Origin of the sequence: Desulfonatronum sp. SC1 (assembly GCF_003046795.1) — a bacterium.
Lineage (GTDB): Bacteria > Desulfobacterota > Desulfovibrionia > Desulfovibrionales > Desulfonatronaceae > Desulfonatronum.
In genome coordinates, this window is sequence record NZ_PZKN01000002.1 from 177,304 (window position 1) to 192,084 (window position 14,781).

Below are 14,781 nucleotides of genomic sequence, written 5' to 3' on the forward strand. Positions count from 1 at the left end.
CAAATTTGATAACAATAGTCACGCAAAAAAGGTGACTGACCAAGCTATCGGCGCACCTTGAATAAGAATGTCAAGGAATGCCGAAACCGGCCCCCAGGACAATCTTTCGCCTGGGGGCCGGTCAAAGATGTTTTCAGGAAGCCCGGCGGCGTCCAGGCTGGAGGAAAAGCACGGCCAGGAGGCCGATGAAGCCGGTCAGGGCAACTGGGGCAAGGTCCGCGAGAACGGGCAGGGTTTTGTCGCGGCCGCGACGGATCAGCAGGAGGACGGCCAGGGCCGTCAGGATGCCACCGATGGACCAGGGGCCGCCGAGCTGGACTTGGAGGTCGGCTTGGCCGCGCCAGGGGCTTTCCAGGTGCAGCTCGACGGGGAAAAGAAACTCGCGCATCCGCTGAACCCAGGGCGACGAAGCATCCCGGCGGGAAAGCTCGAATCGGCGTACCGGTTCGTAGGCCGTGTTCATGGCCACGCCGAACACGCTCTTATCCGAACTCACGGTCACGGTCCGGTACAGCGGATCAATGAGCAGCTTCAGATCCATGCGGGCGGGATCGTAGCCTTGCACCGGCAGGGGGATCAGCCGGTAGTCGTCCCATGAGATCAGGAACGCTTCGCCCTGCCGGGTGATGATCACCCCGTGAAATTCCCGGCGCTCGTTCTCGTTGACGATGATGTCCAACACGTCCAGGGACGGATCGATGTCCGTGGCGACCACCTCGGGCCGATTCAGAACCCGTTTGACGTGGAATATCCGCCCCACTGCGTCACGGATGAAGTAGCCGTCGTCAAAAGGCTTCAGGTTCGTGGCCCTGCCGCCGATCACCGTGGCCGGGAAGGAAAAGCCAAGTTCCCGCAAGGTATTGGTGAACGTTTCCGTCAGGTCGCGATCCAGGCGATTATAATCCGCGTTCAGAAATTCCATGGCCGAATCCGTGAACCGGAACATTTCCACGGGGAAACGCATCATGGCCACCGCCGGATCGATGTTGAACAGCGGATAGAGGTCGATGCGCGGATGATGGCCGCGCAAATGACGGGCGCGAATCTCCAGGCCCTGGCGGTCCGCGGCGATGGCCTCCGTGTCGAAGGTGCGCCCGGCAATGGCCATGGGCAACAGGTTGCGCCGCTCCAGATTGCGAAAATAGACAAAGGGCAATTGGTCCTCGAAATCCTGGCGGCTGTAGTCCCGGCCCTGCTCATCCCGATACAGGAACTGGTGACCGCCCAGGGACTCCTGGTAAATAAACTCTTCCAAAAGAGGACTGAAAAACAGCAACGGCTCGTCGCCTCCCGATCCTCCGACCTTGTCGAAGATCGCGGGCAGCAGAAAGATCAAGGCCAGGACAGCCAGAATCGTCGCGCTCCATCGCGAGACCGGGGTGAGTATGCGGGATAAATTATTCCCGGACATCACGCACCTCCCTGGTGAAACCGGCGACCGGGTTCAAAGACGCTCAACAGCACCAGGGGCAGCGCGGCCAGCAGCCAGGGCAAGGCCGGAGTGAACCAGCCGTAGCCGCGGCCGATCATGAGGACGTAAGCCGCTGTCCCGAACACCAGCCCCAGGAAAAGTCGGCGCGGCCATTTCGGCTCCAGGAGCAGGGCCGCCGCTCCCAGGTAGCCCAGCATTCCTGCCGCGTACCAGGGGGCCATGGTCGCCAAGGATGAACAGCTCACCTCGGCGGGAAAATAGCGGGCCATGGTCAGGTGGGTCAGTCCGGCGACGACTCCGATCACGACCAAGAGATGCCCCAGGCCAGCCAGCAGGCACCAGGCCAGCATGGTTTCCCGGGCAACGGGCAGGTGCAGGGCGATGCGCATCCGGCGGCCCAGCAATTCAGGAACAAACTGGGCCGCGGCCAGGGCCAGGCCCGTGAGCAGCGGCAGGTGGCGCATCTGGTACTGGAACACGGTCTGGAGATGAATGGCTTGGTACCAGACCATCTGGGCGTGCTCCGTGGTCATCTGCTGGCGAACGTCCAGAAAGACCTTGACGCAGAATCCCACGTTCACGGCCAGGGCCGCCAGAAACACCCAGCGCAGTTTCAGCCCTTCCTTGAGCAGTATGGATCGAATCATTTCTCTTCCTTCTTCAATATTTGCCCATCAGGCCGATGAACCCGTCCTCCAGGCTCATGGACGCTTGGGAGAGATCCCGGGCTTGGACGCCCAGTCCGGCCAGGTGGCGTTCCACGGCCTGAATATCGGCGTACGAATACAATGAAATCGTCTTTCCGCGCCGTTCAAAGCCCTTGACGATGTCGTCCCGGGGCAGTTCGTCCACGTTTTCGCAGTGAAAGACGTATTTATTGAACGCGGTCATGAACTCCTCCAGCCCGACTTGCATGATCTCGCCCCGGTCGATGAAGATGATCGTGTCCACCAACTGCTCCAAATCCTGGACAATATGACTGGTGACGAAGATGGTCTTGCCCTTTTTGGCCGCGAAATCGTGCAGCACGTCCAGGAACAGCCGCCGATATCCGGCGTCCAGGCCCATGGAGTAGTCGTCAAGGATCAACAAGTCCGGGTCCTGGGCCATGATCACGCCCAGCACCACCTGGGAACGCTGGCCGCAGGACATGTTGCCCACCTTGTGACTCAGGGACAGGCCCATCTTGTTCACCAGCCCGAAAAACATTTCCGGGTTCCAGCGGGGATAGAAGCCGCGATAAAAGCGCTCGGTCTGGGCAATGGTCATGAATTCGTAGGCCAGATGCCCTTCGTGGAGCAGACCGATCCGGGCGCGCACGGCCGGAGGCAGGTCGTGGGAATCCTCCCCCAACACCAGGCACTCCCCCTTGAAGGGTTTGAGAAAGCCCATCAGGATGTTCACTAAGGTGGTCTTGCCCTGCCCGTTCTTACCCAGCAGCCCGCAGACCGACCCTTCCGGAACGCTGAAATTGAGGTTCTCGTAGATCGTTCGCCCGTTGTACCGATGGCCCAGGCCACGGATCTCGATGGCGTTGCTCATTGGCCGATCTGCCGTCCAGGCACCCGCAACTGGTGCTCGGGACCGGCATCGAAGACCACGAGGAAATCTCCACGGGGCTTCATGAAGGTGAATTCCGAGTTGTTGTCCATTTGGCCTTCCTGCAACACTCTTCCATCAGAAGACTTGATCCGCATGATCACGCCGCCTGCTGATGAGCCATCGGAAAACCCGCCCTGGCAGGTGATGGAATTGTCGCCGTTGTCCATGCACAGCATCAGGGGCGTATGTGCCCAGGCCGCTGAACCGGCCGGAATCAGAAAGGCAAATGCCAGCCAAACGATCGTTCTTCTAAAAATCATCCTACACCTCGTTCCTTTTTTGAGGTTGATTCATCTGCTCGGAAAATCAGGGCAGAGTCCATTGGGCAGGTCAAAATGGGGCAGGATGCCTGCCCCACAATGGAAACGGCTACGCCTGGAGAACATGAGTAGTTGCAGTTTGACGGTGAATCCATTCTTCGCTTTCAAATTGAAACCCAGTCGCGAAAAGCACATCAAACATATCAATCAACTCACCCAAAATGTCAATGGTGTTGAAAACAATTTTCATAATACTGATTGTAATTTGATGCCACCCCTTTACAAGCCTCAAGCTATCCACTAATCAAAAAACTTTATAGTCAAACTATATTCTCGAAGCACAAACCTTATTCATTACCTGGAGTTGACCATGATCGGCCGCTTCGCCACCCTGGGCGTGTACAGGGAATTGTTCGTCTTGCGGGATTTTCAGGTGTGTCTGGCCGGAGGCGGTTTGGCCCTGGCCGGATATCTTTGGGAAGTTTTCGGGCCGGCCTGGGCCTGGCCCGTTCTCGTGCTCTACGCCGGGGCCATCGGACTGAACGGCGGGCCGATCATCTGGGGGGCGATTCAGGGCCTGCTGGAACGCCGGGTGAACGTGGACGAACTGGTCAGCCTGGCGTTGATCGCCTGCCTGATCCAGGGCGAACTGCTCACCGCGGCCGTGGTGGCCTTCATCATGACCCTGGGCACGCTGATCGAAGAGGCCACCAGCGATTCGGCCCGCCGTTCCATCCATGAACTGATGCGCGTGGCGCCCCAGACCGCCCTGCTTCTGCAAGCCGACATCGAACGGGAAATCGCGGTCCAAGACATCACTCCAGGCGATCTGCTCCTGGTCAAGCCGGGAGACCGCATTCCCGTGGACGCCCGGATCGTTTCCGGAGCCTCGGCCCTGGACGAGTCCGCCATCACCGGGGAATCCATGCCCGTGACCAAAAGCGCGGGAGACGAGGTCCTGGCCGGAACCCTGAACCACAACGGGGTGCTGCGCATCCGGGCCGAAAAGGTGGGCGAGGACACGCTCCTGGGGCGGGTCGTCCGCCTGGTCGGCGAGGCCGAGCAGCACAAGCCCCTGGCCACCCGGTTTATCGACCGCTACGCCGCCTGGTTCACGCCGCTGATTCTGGCCATTGCCGGACTGGTCTGGTACTGGTCCGGGGACTGGAGCCGGGCCGTGAGCGTGCTCATCGCCGGTTGTCCCTGCGCGTTGATCATGGCCGCTCCCACGGCCACGGTGGCCGCGGTGGGCCGCCTGGCCCGGGCTGGGGTTCTGGTCAAGGGCGGCCGCTACCTGGAGCAAGCTTCCAAGGTGGACGCCCTGCTCTTTGACAAGACCGGCACCCTGACCAGCGGTCGGCCCAGGGTGGAGGAAGTCCGGGCCGATGACGGCTGCACTCCTGAAGAGGTTCTGGCCTGCGCGGCCTGCGTGGAGAAGGACGTCAGCCATCCCCTGGCCCGGGCCGTGCTCAAGGCCGCCCAATACGCCAGAATCACCCTGGGTACGGCCACGGACGTGGTGGCCGAAGTGGGCCGGGGGGTACGGGCCGTGGTCCAGGGGCGACACATCGAGGTGGGAGGGCCGGCCCTATTTGCCCGGGAGGGTTCCGGAAAGGGAGCCGGGGCCGGGTCTTTGCCGCCGGACTTACGGACCTGCCTGGAAACCATTCAGGCCAGGGGGGCCACCCCGCTGCTGGTTTACCGGGACCAGCGCCCCATCGGCGTGATCGGCGTCGCGGACACGATCCGGAGCGAGGCCGCCCAAACCATGCGCCGTTTGCAGGGCCTGAGTATTACCCGGCTGGGGATTCTTTCGGGAGACCACGACCTGGCCGTGCGCCGGGTGGCTGAGCAGCTCGGCATTACCTGGATCAAATCGGGGCTCAAGCCGAACCAGAAACTGGAAGAACTGAGCCGCCTCCAGGAAGCCGGGCATACGGTCATGGTCGTGGGCGACGGCATCAACGACGCCCCGGCCCTGGCCCGGGCCAACGTGGGCGTGGCCATGGGTGGCGCGGGCACGGACGTGGCCCTGGAAACCGCGGACATCGTCCTGACCCGGGACGACATCTCCCGCCTGCCCCTGCTGATCCGTCTGAGTCGGAAAATGCTCACCGTGATCAAGATCAACGTGGTCTTGGGACTGAGCTTCAACGCCCTGGCCGTCTGGGGCGGGGCAGTCGGCATTTTGGGACCGATTCAGGCCGCGGTGGTCCACAACGTGGGGGCCGTAATCGTGGTCTTCTCCTCAGCCGCCCTGGCCATGGGCAAGGATGACCTTCAGGAGCAACGCAATGAAACATGACGAAGAACTGACCTCCCTGCTGGTGGAGTTTCACGAGAAATTCGCCTCCTGGGAGCACGGCGTGGTCCGGGGCAAACCATTGACCCTGCAACAGATCCACGCCATGGAAATCCTTTGCGCCCACGGTCGGCTGACCATGAAGGATTTGGCCGAAAAAATGGGCGTGACCACCGGCTCCCTGACCGTGCTCGTGGATCGCCTGGAAAAAAAAGGCATCGTGGAGCGCCAGCCCCACGAGTCCGATCGCCGCTCCATCCGTCTGGGCATGACGTCCAAAGGCGAACAATTGGCCGCCGAACACCACGACCTGCACCTGAGCCTGACCCGTGAACTCACCGCCGGACTGAGCACCGAGGAAACAGATCAACTGATCAATTTGCTGCGGAAAATCTTGCCGTTTTTTTAGCAACAGCACGGGCTAGATCCGAATTGGTTGGCGCTTGAAGATTTGAACCGCATGCTTTGCCCAGGACGCGGAGCCCGCGAAAAGGAGATTTTTCACGACTCAGCATAAGTAACTGCACAAAAAAGAGGGTTGTTGAACACCACGAAAACCGTCTGGATTTCGATTTTCCCAGAAATGCCTGATGAAAGGAGGCCGTTGTTTGATGATGTCACCAGCGAAAGCCGACACCTCGCTGCTACCCAGGTCTTTTCTCCGGCTCTGCTCAGTAGTTGCTATTATCGCGTAATTTTTCCCCGGCCTCGGGAAGCAGCGCGCCACAAAAAAAAGCGGAGCCCCAGGGCTCCGCTTTTTTTGTAAAACCGGTATAATGTTGATTATACGCAACCGGTGGGCTTGGGAAGACCGGCCATTTTACAGGCTCCCTTGCCGGGTCCGGAGGGGAACAGCTCATAGATGTGCTTCAGCTTGTAGCCGGTCACCTTGGACAGGATACGCACCATCGGGGCGATACCGTTCTTCTTGTAGTAGTCTTGCAAAAAATCGAGAACCTTCTGGTGCTCATCGGTCATCTCTTTAATGCCTTCGCTCTCCATGACGAATTCAACCCAGTCCGGGTTCCAGTCTTCAAAACGCTGCAAAAAACCGTCTTCATCAACTTCAAAGTTATTTCCCTTAAATTCTACAGTGGCCATTGTCCAAACCTCCTTAAGCGTTTGTTAAATCTCAAAATGAGTGTGCATTTAGCACCTGCCCGATACCCTTGTCAAAAACCACGAGTCCCAAACCCGAGGGATTTCGTGATGATCAGAAATGACCCTTTTTGCATTAAGGGACATTCCGTGAGAACATAAACAGCGGCCAATTCCGCGATTCATTCGTGATGTGCGTTAAATCTTTCCACCTTGTAAAATGCAAGGACATTCGTTGTCAATGCTGGATGGCGAAAAAAGCGAAAAAAGCTTATATCGCTATCTGGATATCACTAATCGGCTTTCTCGAAGGATTGCAATTCCCGAAGGTGCTCGCGAGCAAAATCCAGACTCGGGTCGAGATCCAAAGCGGAGCGCAGCAATGCTCCCGCTTCTTCCGCGCGACCTTGAAACTTGACGCACAGACCCAGGTTCGCCAAATCCATCACCGAGCCGCTGTCCAGGTCCAACGCGCTACGAAAGTCCGACTCCGCCTCGGCGTATTCATCCAGCTTGAATTTGGCAACCCCGCGAAGATTAAAGTATTCCTTGACCTCCGGGCAAAGTTGAATTGCCCGGTCCAAATGCGGAAGGCTGCTCGCCCAGCGTTCCTCACGGCTCATGGCATACCCCTGATAAAACGCGGCCAGGGCTCGGTCGTCATGCTGTTCCAGGCCTAACTCACTCTCGGCCAGGGCGTCCAAAGCCTCGGAGAAATATCCTTGGCGCACGGCTAACAGCCCATGGAAAAACCGCGGAAAGGACGCCTCTGGATACAACCGGGCCAAGTGCTCCAGCCCTGCCTTGGCCTGTTCCGGAGGGGCCTCTTCGGCCAGCATGCGTCCGATGAACAAGCCGACGCTGGGACTCAAGGCCCGTTCCCGGAACTGAAAGCCCGGCACGAAGGAATAATGTGCCGGAATCCCCAGCTTCGGGTGTGTCGTCTCCACGCTATAGGCCCGGAAACCCAACCGCTCCAAGCCATCGCAAAGCTCCGTCAGTTCGTCCAGAATATCGTCGTGACCAACGTCCGGCAAGCTGGACAGGGAAACCGTCTCACCCTCCAGCAACCAGGCGATCTCCGCCAATTCCGTGAATTTGGGCAGCCCGGAGGCTTCGTAATTGCTGCCGGTTTCAAAATCGCCTGCCAGTTGCGCCACTTCGGTCAGGGCGCGAATAGCCGCTTTGGAGGGCGTTGAGGCGGTACCCGCGGTGAAGACGATTTCGCTGCGTTCAGGGAATGTTGCCGGATCATAGGCCACGGCGGCCACGGTGGGCACGGGCAGGCCAAGGGAAAAATCTTTCAAAATGACGACGATGCCTTCGCGCCTGAAGGCGTCCATCAGGTCGTGAAGCACGGGGTCCGTGAAGCTGGCCGGATCAAGGGTGGGCGTTTTTTGCCGATCCCGGTCCACCACGGCGCAGACATGGCGTTCCACCAGTTCGCATACGCCCTGGAGAATCGACTCCTCAGGGGTATTTCCAGCGGAGGAACCGTTGAATTCGTTGATCTTCCGAAACCATTCCAGTGGAACGAGAAACTCTTGGCCGGTGTCCAGCCGGGTTGCTGGCACGAAGCGCCAGGCAACGAGATCCATCAGACTTCTGATTTGCTCGTCAGACAATGGCTCGGAAACGGACAAGGCAATCTCGGAAACCGGCGGAATCCGCCCCGGCCATTTCCGTTGGGCCTCACTCCAGGAGCAGGGCTCGATATCCTGAACGCCTTGCCAGAAACTGAAAAAACTGAACCGCTCCATCAGTTCCACCAAGGCCGAGGCCTCGGCCTGGATGGCGGACGCCCCTTTGCCCATCTGCTTGCGGGTGGGCATGATCCGGCGGGCCGATTGTCCACAGACGCTCAGATAAACGGGAATGCCCAGCCGCCCGGTGTCGATGCGCCGGGTCTCGGCCAGAATGTCTTCCCCAAAAGTCTCTAGAGAGGCCCGGACCCTGGCTACCGTTTCCTGGGGAGGACAAACCTTGTCCAGTTCACTGGTATGTCCCTTGGGACATGATTGCAGACGAATGCTCATCGTGGTCTCAGTCGGTAGAGATATGTGTCTTGTTGCGCTTCGGTTCCGGGCAGTTCGGAAGAATCGGTGGAAGATACCGGCGAGGAAACGAGCGAACGTGAAATCTGAAAGAAGTCCTTCGCGGCGGCGAAAAATTTAATCGAACGCCGTCCGGCACTTGCTGAAAGCAGGATTTCAGCGGTGGCCACGGGTTCCAGGTGGGTCCGTAAAAATGAAAGCAATGGTGCGAAAAAATGCTCACGATAAAGGACCTCCGAAGCAATGATCCGGTGATAGCGCTCCGAATGGTTTTCTTTCATGAAGTTCACGGCCTGAACGACGACCGTGTCGCCGAGCCCGTTGCGCAATGCATTGATACGCGCAAAAAGCAACGCCTCTGGGACAATATCGCTGAGCACCACGGAAAAACCGCGTTTGGCCGCGAACAACCCGGCCAAGCCCAATCCGGCCCCGATCTCCAGAACCCGCTCCCCGGGACCTGGGGCGACGCCGCGCATATACATGGCCAGGGGCAGGGAGGCCGGCCAAATCTTGGCCCAAAGTGGCAAAGCGTCAATTCCATATCCTGGTCCTGTTCCCGAGGCGACTTCGGACGAAGGCAGGTTCAGACGCTGCTCGATATAGGCTTCCATGTCCGTAAGCTGGAGGCACTCCAGAACGTTTTCTCCGATGCGTACGGTTTCGAAATGCACCGCGTGCCTGGCGGAGACAAGCTCCAAGAGTTGATCAAGAGAGGCCTGTTCAAGAAGCCGCGACAACTCCGAGCCGGACACTGACCAGCTAAGCAATTGCAATCGGGAATTGTCGGTCGGCGCGCCGGCTTTGCCGGTGTTGGGCTTGGCCATGTCGAGGTCGGGGCTGAAAAATACGAGGAGGTGAATCAGTCGGGGAAAGAAGGGAAAATGGAGCGGGAGACGGGATTTGAACCCGCGACGTCAACCTTGGCAAGGTTGCACTCTACCACTGAGTTACTCCCGCTCGAAAAGAAATCGAGAATAAAAATGGAGGCGGCATCCGGATTTGAACCGGAGAATGGCGGTTTTGCAGACCGCTGCCTTACCACTTGGCTATGCCGCCCAAAAAAAAGTGGAGCGGGAAACGGGATTTGAACCCGCGACTTCAACCTTGGCAAGGTTGCACTCTACCACTGAGTTATTCCCGCTCGAAGAGGTGAGTAACTAGCCAAGAGGTTCTTGGCTGTCAAGGGAGCACCACATTCTTTTTCAAACCCAGGAAAACTCCGTTGCTCTCCAGGCTACGAAAAAGATGTTACGCCTTGCGGTACACCGTCGGCGCCACCTGAATCAGGCCGAGATCCATCCCGGCAAGGCTTTCCGAGTGGCCGATGACCAAGTGTCCCCAAGGCTGCAAATGCTCCAGAAAATTGCGGATCAGGCGCTCTTGAACATCCCGCTCGAAGTAGATCATCACGTTTCGGCAAAAAATGAGGTCCATGGGTTCGCGAAAATTGAACCGTTCCATGAAGTTCAAACGGCGAAAGCGGATCTTTTCTCGTAACCCGGGAATAATCCGGATCAGCTTCTTCGTTCGGTCCTTGCTGCGCAACAAATATTTCTTATGCAAAACCCTGGGGATTGAGTGGAGCTTGTCGTCCGGATAAACGCCCTTGGCCGCCCGTTCCAGGACCTGGGTGTTGATGTCCGTGGCCAGGATGAACCAGCGAAAAAGCGGATGCTGTTCCTGGAACTCAGCCAGGACCATGGTCAACGTGTAAGGCTCCTCACCGGACGAACATCCCGCGCTCCAGACCGCCAACTCCCGTGCATGACCGAAGCGTTGCCACCAGGTCGGCAGAACAGTGGAAGTCAGATACTGAAAATGGTGCGGTTCGCGAAAAAAACTGGTGGTGTTGGTGCTCAGGGCGTCGATCAGGTGCGGGATCTCGTTCTCCGTGCCTTGAGGACTGAAGACGTATTCGCAGTAGTCATAGTACTCGGAATAATTCAACGCCCGAAGACGCCGCTGTAACCGGGCCTCCATCATGGTCTTTTTGCTCGGCGGCATTTTGATGCCGCACTTTTGCTGCACGAATTCGCTGAGCCGTCGGAAGTCTCGTTCTTTCATTGTTCCCAGCATATACCCCGCCTTTCTCCCTGGTTCGAACGTCTCGTTACGGCCACGACCCGACTCCGAATGGACGTCCCCGCTTCCGATTCGCTTTAGTCCTTTTTCCTGGACGGCTCAACGGGTTCGATTACGGCGTAGGGGAGGGTTTCGCCCTCCCCACAGGTTCCAATGCGGACGTTCTTGAGCTATGGAAAACCTACTGGATCGACGACGCTAAGCGCGCTGTGCATCCTGTCGTCACGGACCACCGTACACTCAACCCTTCTCAAGGAGGAACCACCATGTCCAAGACCATGAATAATCTCAAGGAAGCCTTTGCCGGGGAATCCCAGGCCAACCGGAAATATCTGGCTTTTGCCAAGCAGGCCGACAAAGAGGGGCACCATCAGGTGGCCCGCTTGTTCCGAGCCGTGGCCGAGGCGGAAACCGTGCACGCCCATGCCCATCTCAAGCTGATGGGCGGCATTGGGACCACCGAGGAAAACCTGAAGGAGGCGCTCGGCGGCGAAACCCACGAGTTCACCCAGATGTACCCGCAAATGATCGCCGACGCCCAGGAAGAAGGCCAGAGAGCCGTTGAGCGCGGCTTTCATTTCGCCAATGAGGTGGAGAAGATTCACGCCGGGCTCTATGAAAAAGCCCTCCAGGATCTGGGCAAGCAGGCAGAGACGGACATCCATGTCTGTAGCGTCTGCGGATACACCATCGAAGGCGACACCCCGGAGAAGTGTCCGGTCTGCAACGCCGCGAAAAAGGCTTTTTTCAAGGTCGATTAACGCGCTTCAATTTCCGAGTCCGATCACGGCTTGCATCGGAACGGATCAGGATGCCAAACGGTTCCGCCCCGCGCCGCATATGCGGCGCGGGGCGGAACGTCGTTTTAAGGGTCTGATCCAGTCTCTTAATGACGGTCTTGACGTCACCCTCTCTCTTCATGGAGTTGAACCCCGACTCTCGGCAGCACCCCCCTTCCCTCCCCCCTCCTTTCTTAACGGATACACGCGATCAGCCGTCTTTTCCACGAGCCCTTCATGGTGGCTGACCAGAAGGATGGTGCATTGGCACTCCCGGACGTAGCGCACTCCTAATCAACCTGGAAGGTGAGAACGCCCCGATAAGATCTGGTGTCGCACATATCGAGGTCAGGGTACGGCTCCTGGTGTTCGACGTAAATCAGCCAAATTCCCTGATTGAGGATGCGCAATCTGCCTTCTCCGTTCGTGTTTGTTCTTGCCGTGTAGGCGAAGACGTCCTCTTCGGTTGAAAAACCGGCATAGGTCGCGTTAAAGAACCCATTAAACGGTTCACCATTCAATACGACGCGGATGGGCAGGTAGTCATTGACCTTCAGAGTCTCCGGGTTCACAAGGGGCACGATCTCCAATGGGTGCCCGACAACCGTGTCCACATTGCCATCGGCATCGCCGACATTGAGGACGGATTTCATGCCATTGAATGAAATCGAGCAACTGATGGCGTTGTCTAGCTCTGCTTTTGATCTGCGGGCATAACCCGTGGTCGTTCTTGTTCTGTATCCGGATTTGGGCTGACCGACGACCAGATATGATCCAGCCCGCAAAGGCCGTACCGAAGCAAATTCCAGATCAGACTTCGCCTCGATATCAACCTTGGTTCCGTCAGGCGCAAGGAGATATAACTCCTCAAGGCGATCCTGCTTCAAGAAATCGTCGTACGGGAAGGCATGGCCCCAACCAATGGTCAGGTTCACGGGACTGTTTTGCTGGACCTGATATCGCTGCATGTTGATCCAGGGATAATGGGCCAGGCAAAGGACAGGCAGAGAAATTAGAAACACAAGCGCGGAAACTGAAAATGCAGTGCGTCTTTTCGTCATGGTGATGTCTCCTTCTGTTTTTGGGGAAGATATTTCCGGAAGATCTAGAACTGCAGTTCCAGGTTCAGGCCGATGCTGCGTCCCATGCGGTGCGAGAAGTCGCCGTCGCCCCGGTCGGAATTGGTAATGTTCTTGGCATCCAGCGAAATCCGGAACAGTTCCGAAAAGCTCTTCCAGATCCGGGCGTCCACGACGCCGTGCTTGTCGACCTCCTGGCTATTGGCGGTGTTGCGATACTGCTTGCCGACGTAGGTCAGGATTACGCTGGCGCCAACGTCCCAAGGCTGGAATATGTAGGTTGGGGCCAAAGAGGCCGTGTACTTGGGTACATAAGGCAGATCCTTGCCCGTATCCCGGTTCTCCGACTCGGTGTAGGTAAAACCGGCATTGACGAAGAACGAGTCGAGCAGCGTCAAACGCGCCGACAACTCCCCGCCCTGTATCCGAGCCTTTTCCACATTGATGTAGCTTTCAATGGGCAGGCCGTCGACCGCGAACTCCCCGGTGCCTTGCCGGACGACCATATCTTTCACATCATTAAGAAAATATCCCAGATTGACGGTCAATCGGTCATTCAGGAGCCCCTGCTCCAGATTCAGTGAGTATGTCCATGCGGTTTCAGGGTTCAGATCCGGATTTGAGCGGATATAGTACGAGTCATGGCGCAAGAGGCCGTCGTAATAGAGTTGGCGAATGGTTGGAGATTTGAATCCACGTCCCACGGAGCCGCGCAGGGTCGTTGAGGGAGTTGCCTTGAGCATGGCGCTGAATTTTGGATTGACCTCCGTGCCGAAAGTGGAATGATCTTCCAGACGCACGCCGGGAACCAGGGTCAAGCGGTGGTCGAAGAGCATCAGTTCGTCCTGGAGGAAAATGCTGTTGACGGTGACGTTCTCATCCACCGTGATCCGGGACGAATCGCCGTCGCGCTGATAGTTGATGGAATAGTAATCCATGAGCTGGCGCTGGGTGGATGCGCCGACTGTCAGGATGTTCCAGTCCGCATACCAGTTGTACATCAGTTCAGCCTGGTCGTAGCCAACTTTCCCGTCGCGATAACCATGCTGGAATCCTGGATAGCCGTTGATGAAATCCTGCCAGTAGGTGTATCCGCTGAGGGTCATTTCATGGTTGCGGTTCTGTCCGAACTGGTAGTTGAGCCCGCCGGAGAAGCGGTAGGTGTCGAACTCGCGGTCGTAATTCGCCTCGGGGTGATCCAGTTCCCGGCGGGCCTGTCCAAAATTCGCGCCCAGATCCACGCGGAGCGCGTCGGTGATCGCCGTTTGCCAGCGTCCCATCACGGAATGGCGGTAGGTCTTGGCCGGATCAAAGGCAACGCCCTCGTCCTGTTCATAGCTGTAGTGCAGGTAGTAACCCGAGGCGGCCAGGAGCGGGCCGCCCAGTCCGACGTTGGCGCGGTAGGTGTCGCGGGAGGAGCTGTTCGCCGAAACCCCCTGGCGATCGGTCACCTCGTAGCGGCTGTAGCCGGCACTGGCGAGGGTCGTGAACTCCCTGGGCGCCTTGCGGGTAATGATATTGATCACTCCCGCCAGTGCGTCGGAACCGTACAGGGCCGAAGCCGCGCCCTTGACGACTTCAATGCGCTCGACCATGCTCAGCGGAATCTGGTTCAGGCTGATCCCATAATCCCCATGCGCGCCAAGTTCGCCATGGGCGCGCTGGCCGTCGATGAGGATCAGGCCATAGCCTTCGTTGAACTGCAAGCCGCGCATTGTGGACCGCAGATTGTCCGACCCGATGGCGTCGTCCAGCAGCGTCATGTTGATTCCAGGCACTGTGTTGAGGATGTCTAGGATATTTTTGGAGGGCGAACGATCGATGTCGTCTCGTGTAATGACCTGGGTTTCCACGGGGACATCCGCCAAAGTATGCCTGGTTCTCGTCCCGGTCACCACGTATTCATCCATATCCGCGGCCCCACGATGCGATTCCGAGGCAAAACCAGGGATGATCATTAGAAAAGTGATGGTAATTGTAGTTATCATCAAACGACTCAAACGCATGACAATTCCTCCGATAAGCTAAAATGTTATGCTCACAATCTCAAAGCCGTAATCGATATCAGCTCAAGCCTGGATCAAGAATCA

General features: G+C 57.8%; 13 protein-coding genes and 3 tRNA genes. 3 read left to right on the forward strand and 13 right to left on the reverse strand.

The annotated features are described in order from the left end of the window. Positions 1-133: 133 nt before the first annotated feature. From C6366_RS02145 to C6366_RS02160, 4 genes are read right to left on the reverse strand one after another with little or no spacing between them, the layout of a single operon-like run. On the reverse strand, positions 134-1,411 hold the full coding sequence (locus tag C6366_RS02145; RefSeq protein ID WP_107735700.1) for a DUF4857 domain-containing protein: 1,278 nt from the start codon (positions 1,409-1,411) through the stop codon (positions 134-136). Next, positions 1,411-2,079, reverse strand: a complete 669-nt coding sequence (locus C6366_RS02150) for a hypothetical protein (protein WP_107735701.1) — start codon at positions 2,077-2,079, stop codon at positions 1,411-1,413. Before C6366_RS02150 ends, C6366_RS02145 begins: the two co-directional genes overlap by 1 nt. Before the next feature lie 13 nt (positions 2,080-2,092). Next, complete coding sequence (locus C6366_RS02155) at positions 2,093-2,974, reverse strand: ABC transporter ATP-binding protein (RefSeq protein ID WP_107735702.1); 882 nt, start codon at positions 2,972-2,974, stop codon at positions 2,093-2,095. Continuing rightward, positions 2,971-3,294: a hypothetical protein gene (locus tag C6366_RS02160; RefSeq protein ID WP_107735703.1), complete on the reverse strand. Its 324-nt coding sequence runs from the start codon at positions 3,292-3,294 to the stop codon at positions 2,971-2,973. Before C6366_RS02160 ends, C6366_RS02155 begins: the two co-directional genes overlap by 4 nt. 370 nt (positions 3,295-3,664) lie before the next feature. Between C6366_RS02160 and C6366_RS02165 the strand changes: the two genes are divergently transcribed. Both C6366_RS02165 and C6366_RS02170 read left to right on the forward strand, forming a co-directional pair. Beyond that, on the forward strand, positions 3,665-5,599 hold the full coding sequence (locus C6366_RS02165) for a cation-translocating P-type ATPase (protein WP_107735704.1): 1,935 nt from the start codon (positions 3,665-3,667) through the stop codon (positions 5,597-5,599). Further along, entirely contained in the window at positions 5,589-6,005 is a 417-nt protein-coding gene (locus tag C6366_RS02170) for a MarR family winged helix-turn-helix transcriptional regulator (protein ID WP_107735705.1), read from the forward strand. Before C6366_RS02165 ends, C6366_RS02170 begins: the two co-directional genes overlap by 11 nt. 374 nt (positions 6,006-6,379) lie before the next feature. Here C6366_RS02170 and C6366_RS02175 read toward each other — a convergent pair whose 3' ends face one another. The 7 genes from C6366_RS02175 to C6366_RS02205 form a co-directional block, all read right to left on the reverse strand. Continuing rightward, positions 6,380-6,697: a TusE/DsrC/DsvC family sulfur relay protein gene (locus tag C6366_RS02175; protein WP_107735706.1), complete on the reverse strand. Its 318-nt coding sequence runs from the start codon at positions 6,695-6,697 to the stop codon at positions 6,380-6,382. Between the two features lie 290 nt (positions 6,698-6,987). Then, positions 6,988-8,730, reverse strand: coding sequence for a YcaO-like family protein (locus C6366_RS02180; protein WP_107735707.1), 1,743 nt, complete (start codon positions 8,728-8,730; stop codon positions 6,988-6,990). Further along, entirely contained in the window at positions 8,727-9,575 is an 849-nt protein-coding gene (locus tag C6366_RS02185; RefSeq protein ID WP_107735708.1) for a methyltransferase, read from the reverse strand. Before C6366_RS02185 ends, C6366_RS02180 begins: the two co-directional genes overlap by 4 nt. A 58-nt stretch (positions 9,576-9,633) precedes the next feature. Then, positions 9,634-9,708 (reverse strand) — tRNA-Gly (locus C6366_RS02190). Between the two features lie 24 nt (positions 9,709-9,732). Then, positions 9,733-9,807 (reverse strand) — tRNA-Cys (locus C6366_RS02195). A 10-nt stretch (positions 9,808-9,817) separates the two neighbouring features. Continuing rightward, positions 9,818-9,892, reverse strand: a tRNA-Gly gene (locus C6366_RS02200). A gap of 107 nt (positions 9,893-9,999) precedes the next feature. Next, entirely contained in the window at positions 10,000-10,827 is an 828-nt protein-coding gene (locus C6366_RS02205; protein WP_107735709.1) for a protein-glutamate O-methyltransferase CheR, read from the reverse strand. 272 nt (positions 10,828-11,099) lie between these two features. Here C6366_RS02205 and C6366_RS02210 point away from each other — a divergent pair, with 272 nt between their 5' ends. Continuing rightward, positions 11,100-11,594, forward strand: a complete 495-nt coding sequence (locus tag C6366_RS02210; RefSeq protein ID WP_107735710.1) for a rubrerythrin family protein — start codon at positions 11,100-11,102, stop codon at positions 11,592-11,594. A 308-nt stretch (positions 11,595-11,902) separates the two neighbouring features. Here C6366_RS02210 and C6366_RS02215 read toward each other — a convergent pair whose 3' ends face one another. Then, positions 11,903-12,673 (reverse strand): DUF4198 domain-containing protein, encoded by a 771-nt coding sequence (locus tag C6366_RS02215; RefSeq protein WP_107735711.1) that lies wholly within the window; start codon positions 12,671-12,673, stop codon positions 11,903-11,905. A 44-nt stretch (positions 12,674-12,717) separates the two neighbouring features. Further along, positions 12,718-14,679: a TonB-dependent siderophore receptor gene (locus C6366_RS02220; protein ID WP_158269600.1), complete on the reverse strand. Its 1,962-nt coding sequence runs from the start codon at positions 14,677-14,679 to the stop codon at positions 12,718-12,720. Between the last annotated feature and the right edge of the window lie 102 nt (positions 14,680-14,781).

Excerpts from the sequence above, each read along its gene's own strand:
- C6366_RS02185 (WP_107735708.1), bottom strand. The coding sequence starts at position 9,575 with ATGGCCAAGCCCAACACCGGCAAAGCCGGCGCGCCGACCGACAATTCC.
- C6366_RS02175 (WP_107735706.1), bottom strand. The coding sequence starts at position 6,697 with ATGGCCACTGTAGAATTTAAGGGAAATAACTTTGAAGTTGATGAAGAC.
- C6366_RS02155 (WP_107735702.1), bottom strand. The coding sequence starts at position 2,974 with ATGAGCAACGCCATCGAGATCCGTGGCCTGGGCCATCGGTACAACGGG.
- C6366_RS02160 (WP_107735703.1), bottom strand. The coding sequence starts at position 3,294 with ATGATTTTTAGAAGAACGATCGTTTGGCTGGCATTTGCCTTTCTGATT.
- C6366_RS02150 (WP_107735701.1), bottom strand. The coding sequence starts at position 2,079 with ATGATTCGATCCATACTGCTCAAGGAAGGGCTGAAACTGCGCTGGGTG.
- C6366_RS02205 (WP_107735709.1), bottom strand. The coding sequence starts at position 10,827 with ATGCTGGGAACAATGAAAGAACGAGACTTCCGACGGCTCAGCGAATTC.
- C6366_RS02220 (WP_158269600.1), bottom strand. The coding sequence starts at position 14,679 with ATGATAACTACAATTACCATCACTTTTCTAATGATCATCCCTGGTTTT.
- C6366_RS02165 (WP_107735704.1), top strand. The coding sequence starts at position 3,665 with ATGATCGGCCGCTTCGCCACCCTGGGCGTGTACAGGGAATTGTTCGTC.
- C6366_RS02180 (WP_107735707.1), bottom strand. The coding sequence starts at position 8,730 with ATGAGCATTCGTCTGCAATCATGTCCCAAGGGACATACCAGTGAACTG.
- C6366_RS02145 (WP_107735700.1), bottom strand. The coding sequence starts at position 1,411 with ATGTCCGGGAATAATTTATCCCGCATACTCACCCCGGTCTCGCGATGG.
- C6366_RS02210 (WP_107735710.1), top strand. The coding sequence starts at position 11,100 with ATGTCCAAGACCATGAATAATCTCAAGGAAGCCTTTGCCGGGGAATCC.
- C6366_RS02170 (WP_107735705.1), top strand. The coding sequence starts at position 5,589 with ATGAAACATGACGAAGAACTGACCTCCCTGCTGGTGGAGTTTCACGAG.
- C6366_RS02215 (WP_107735711.1), bottom strand. The coding sequence starts at position 12,673 with ATGACGAAAAGACGCACTGCATTTTCAGTTTCCGCGCTTGTGTTTCTA.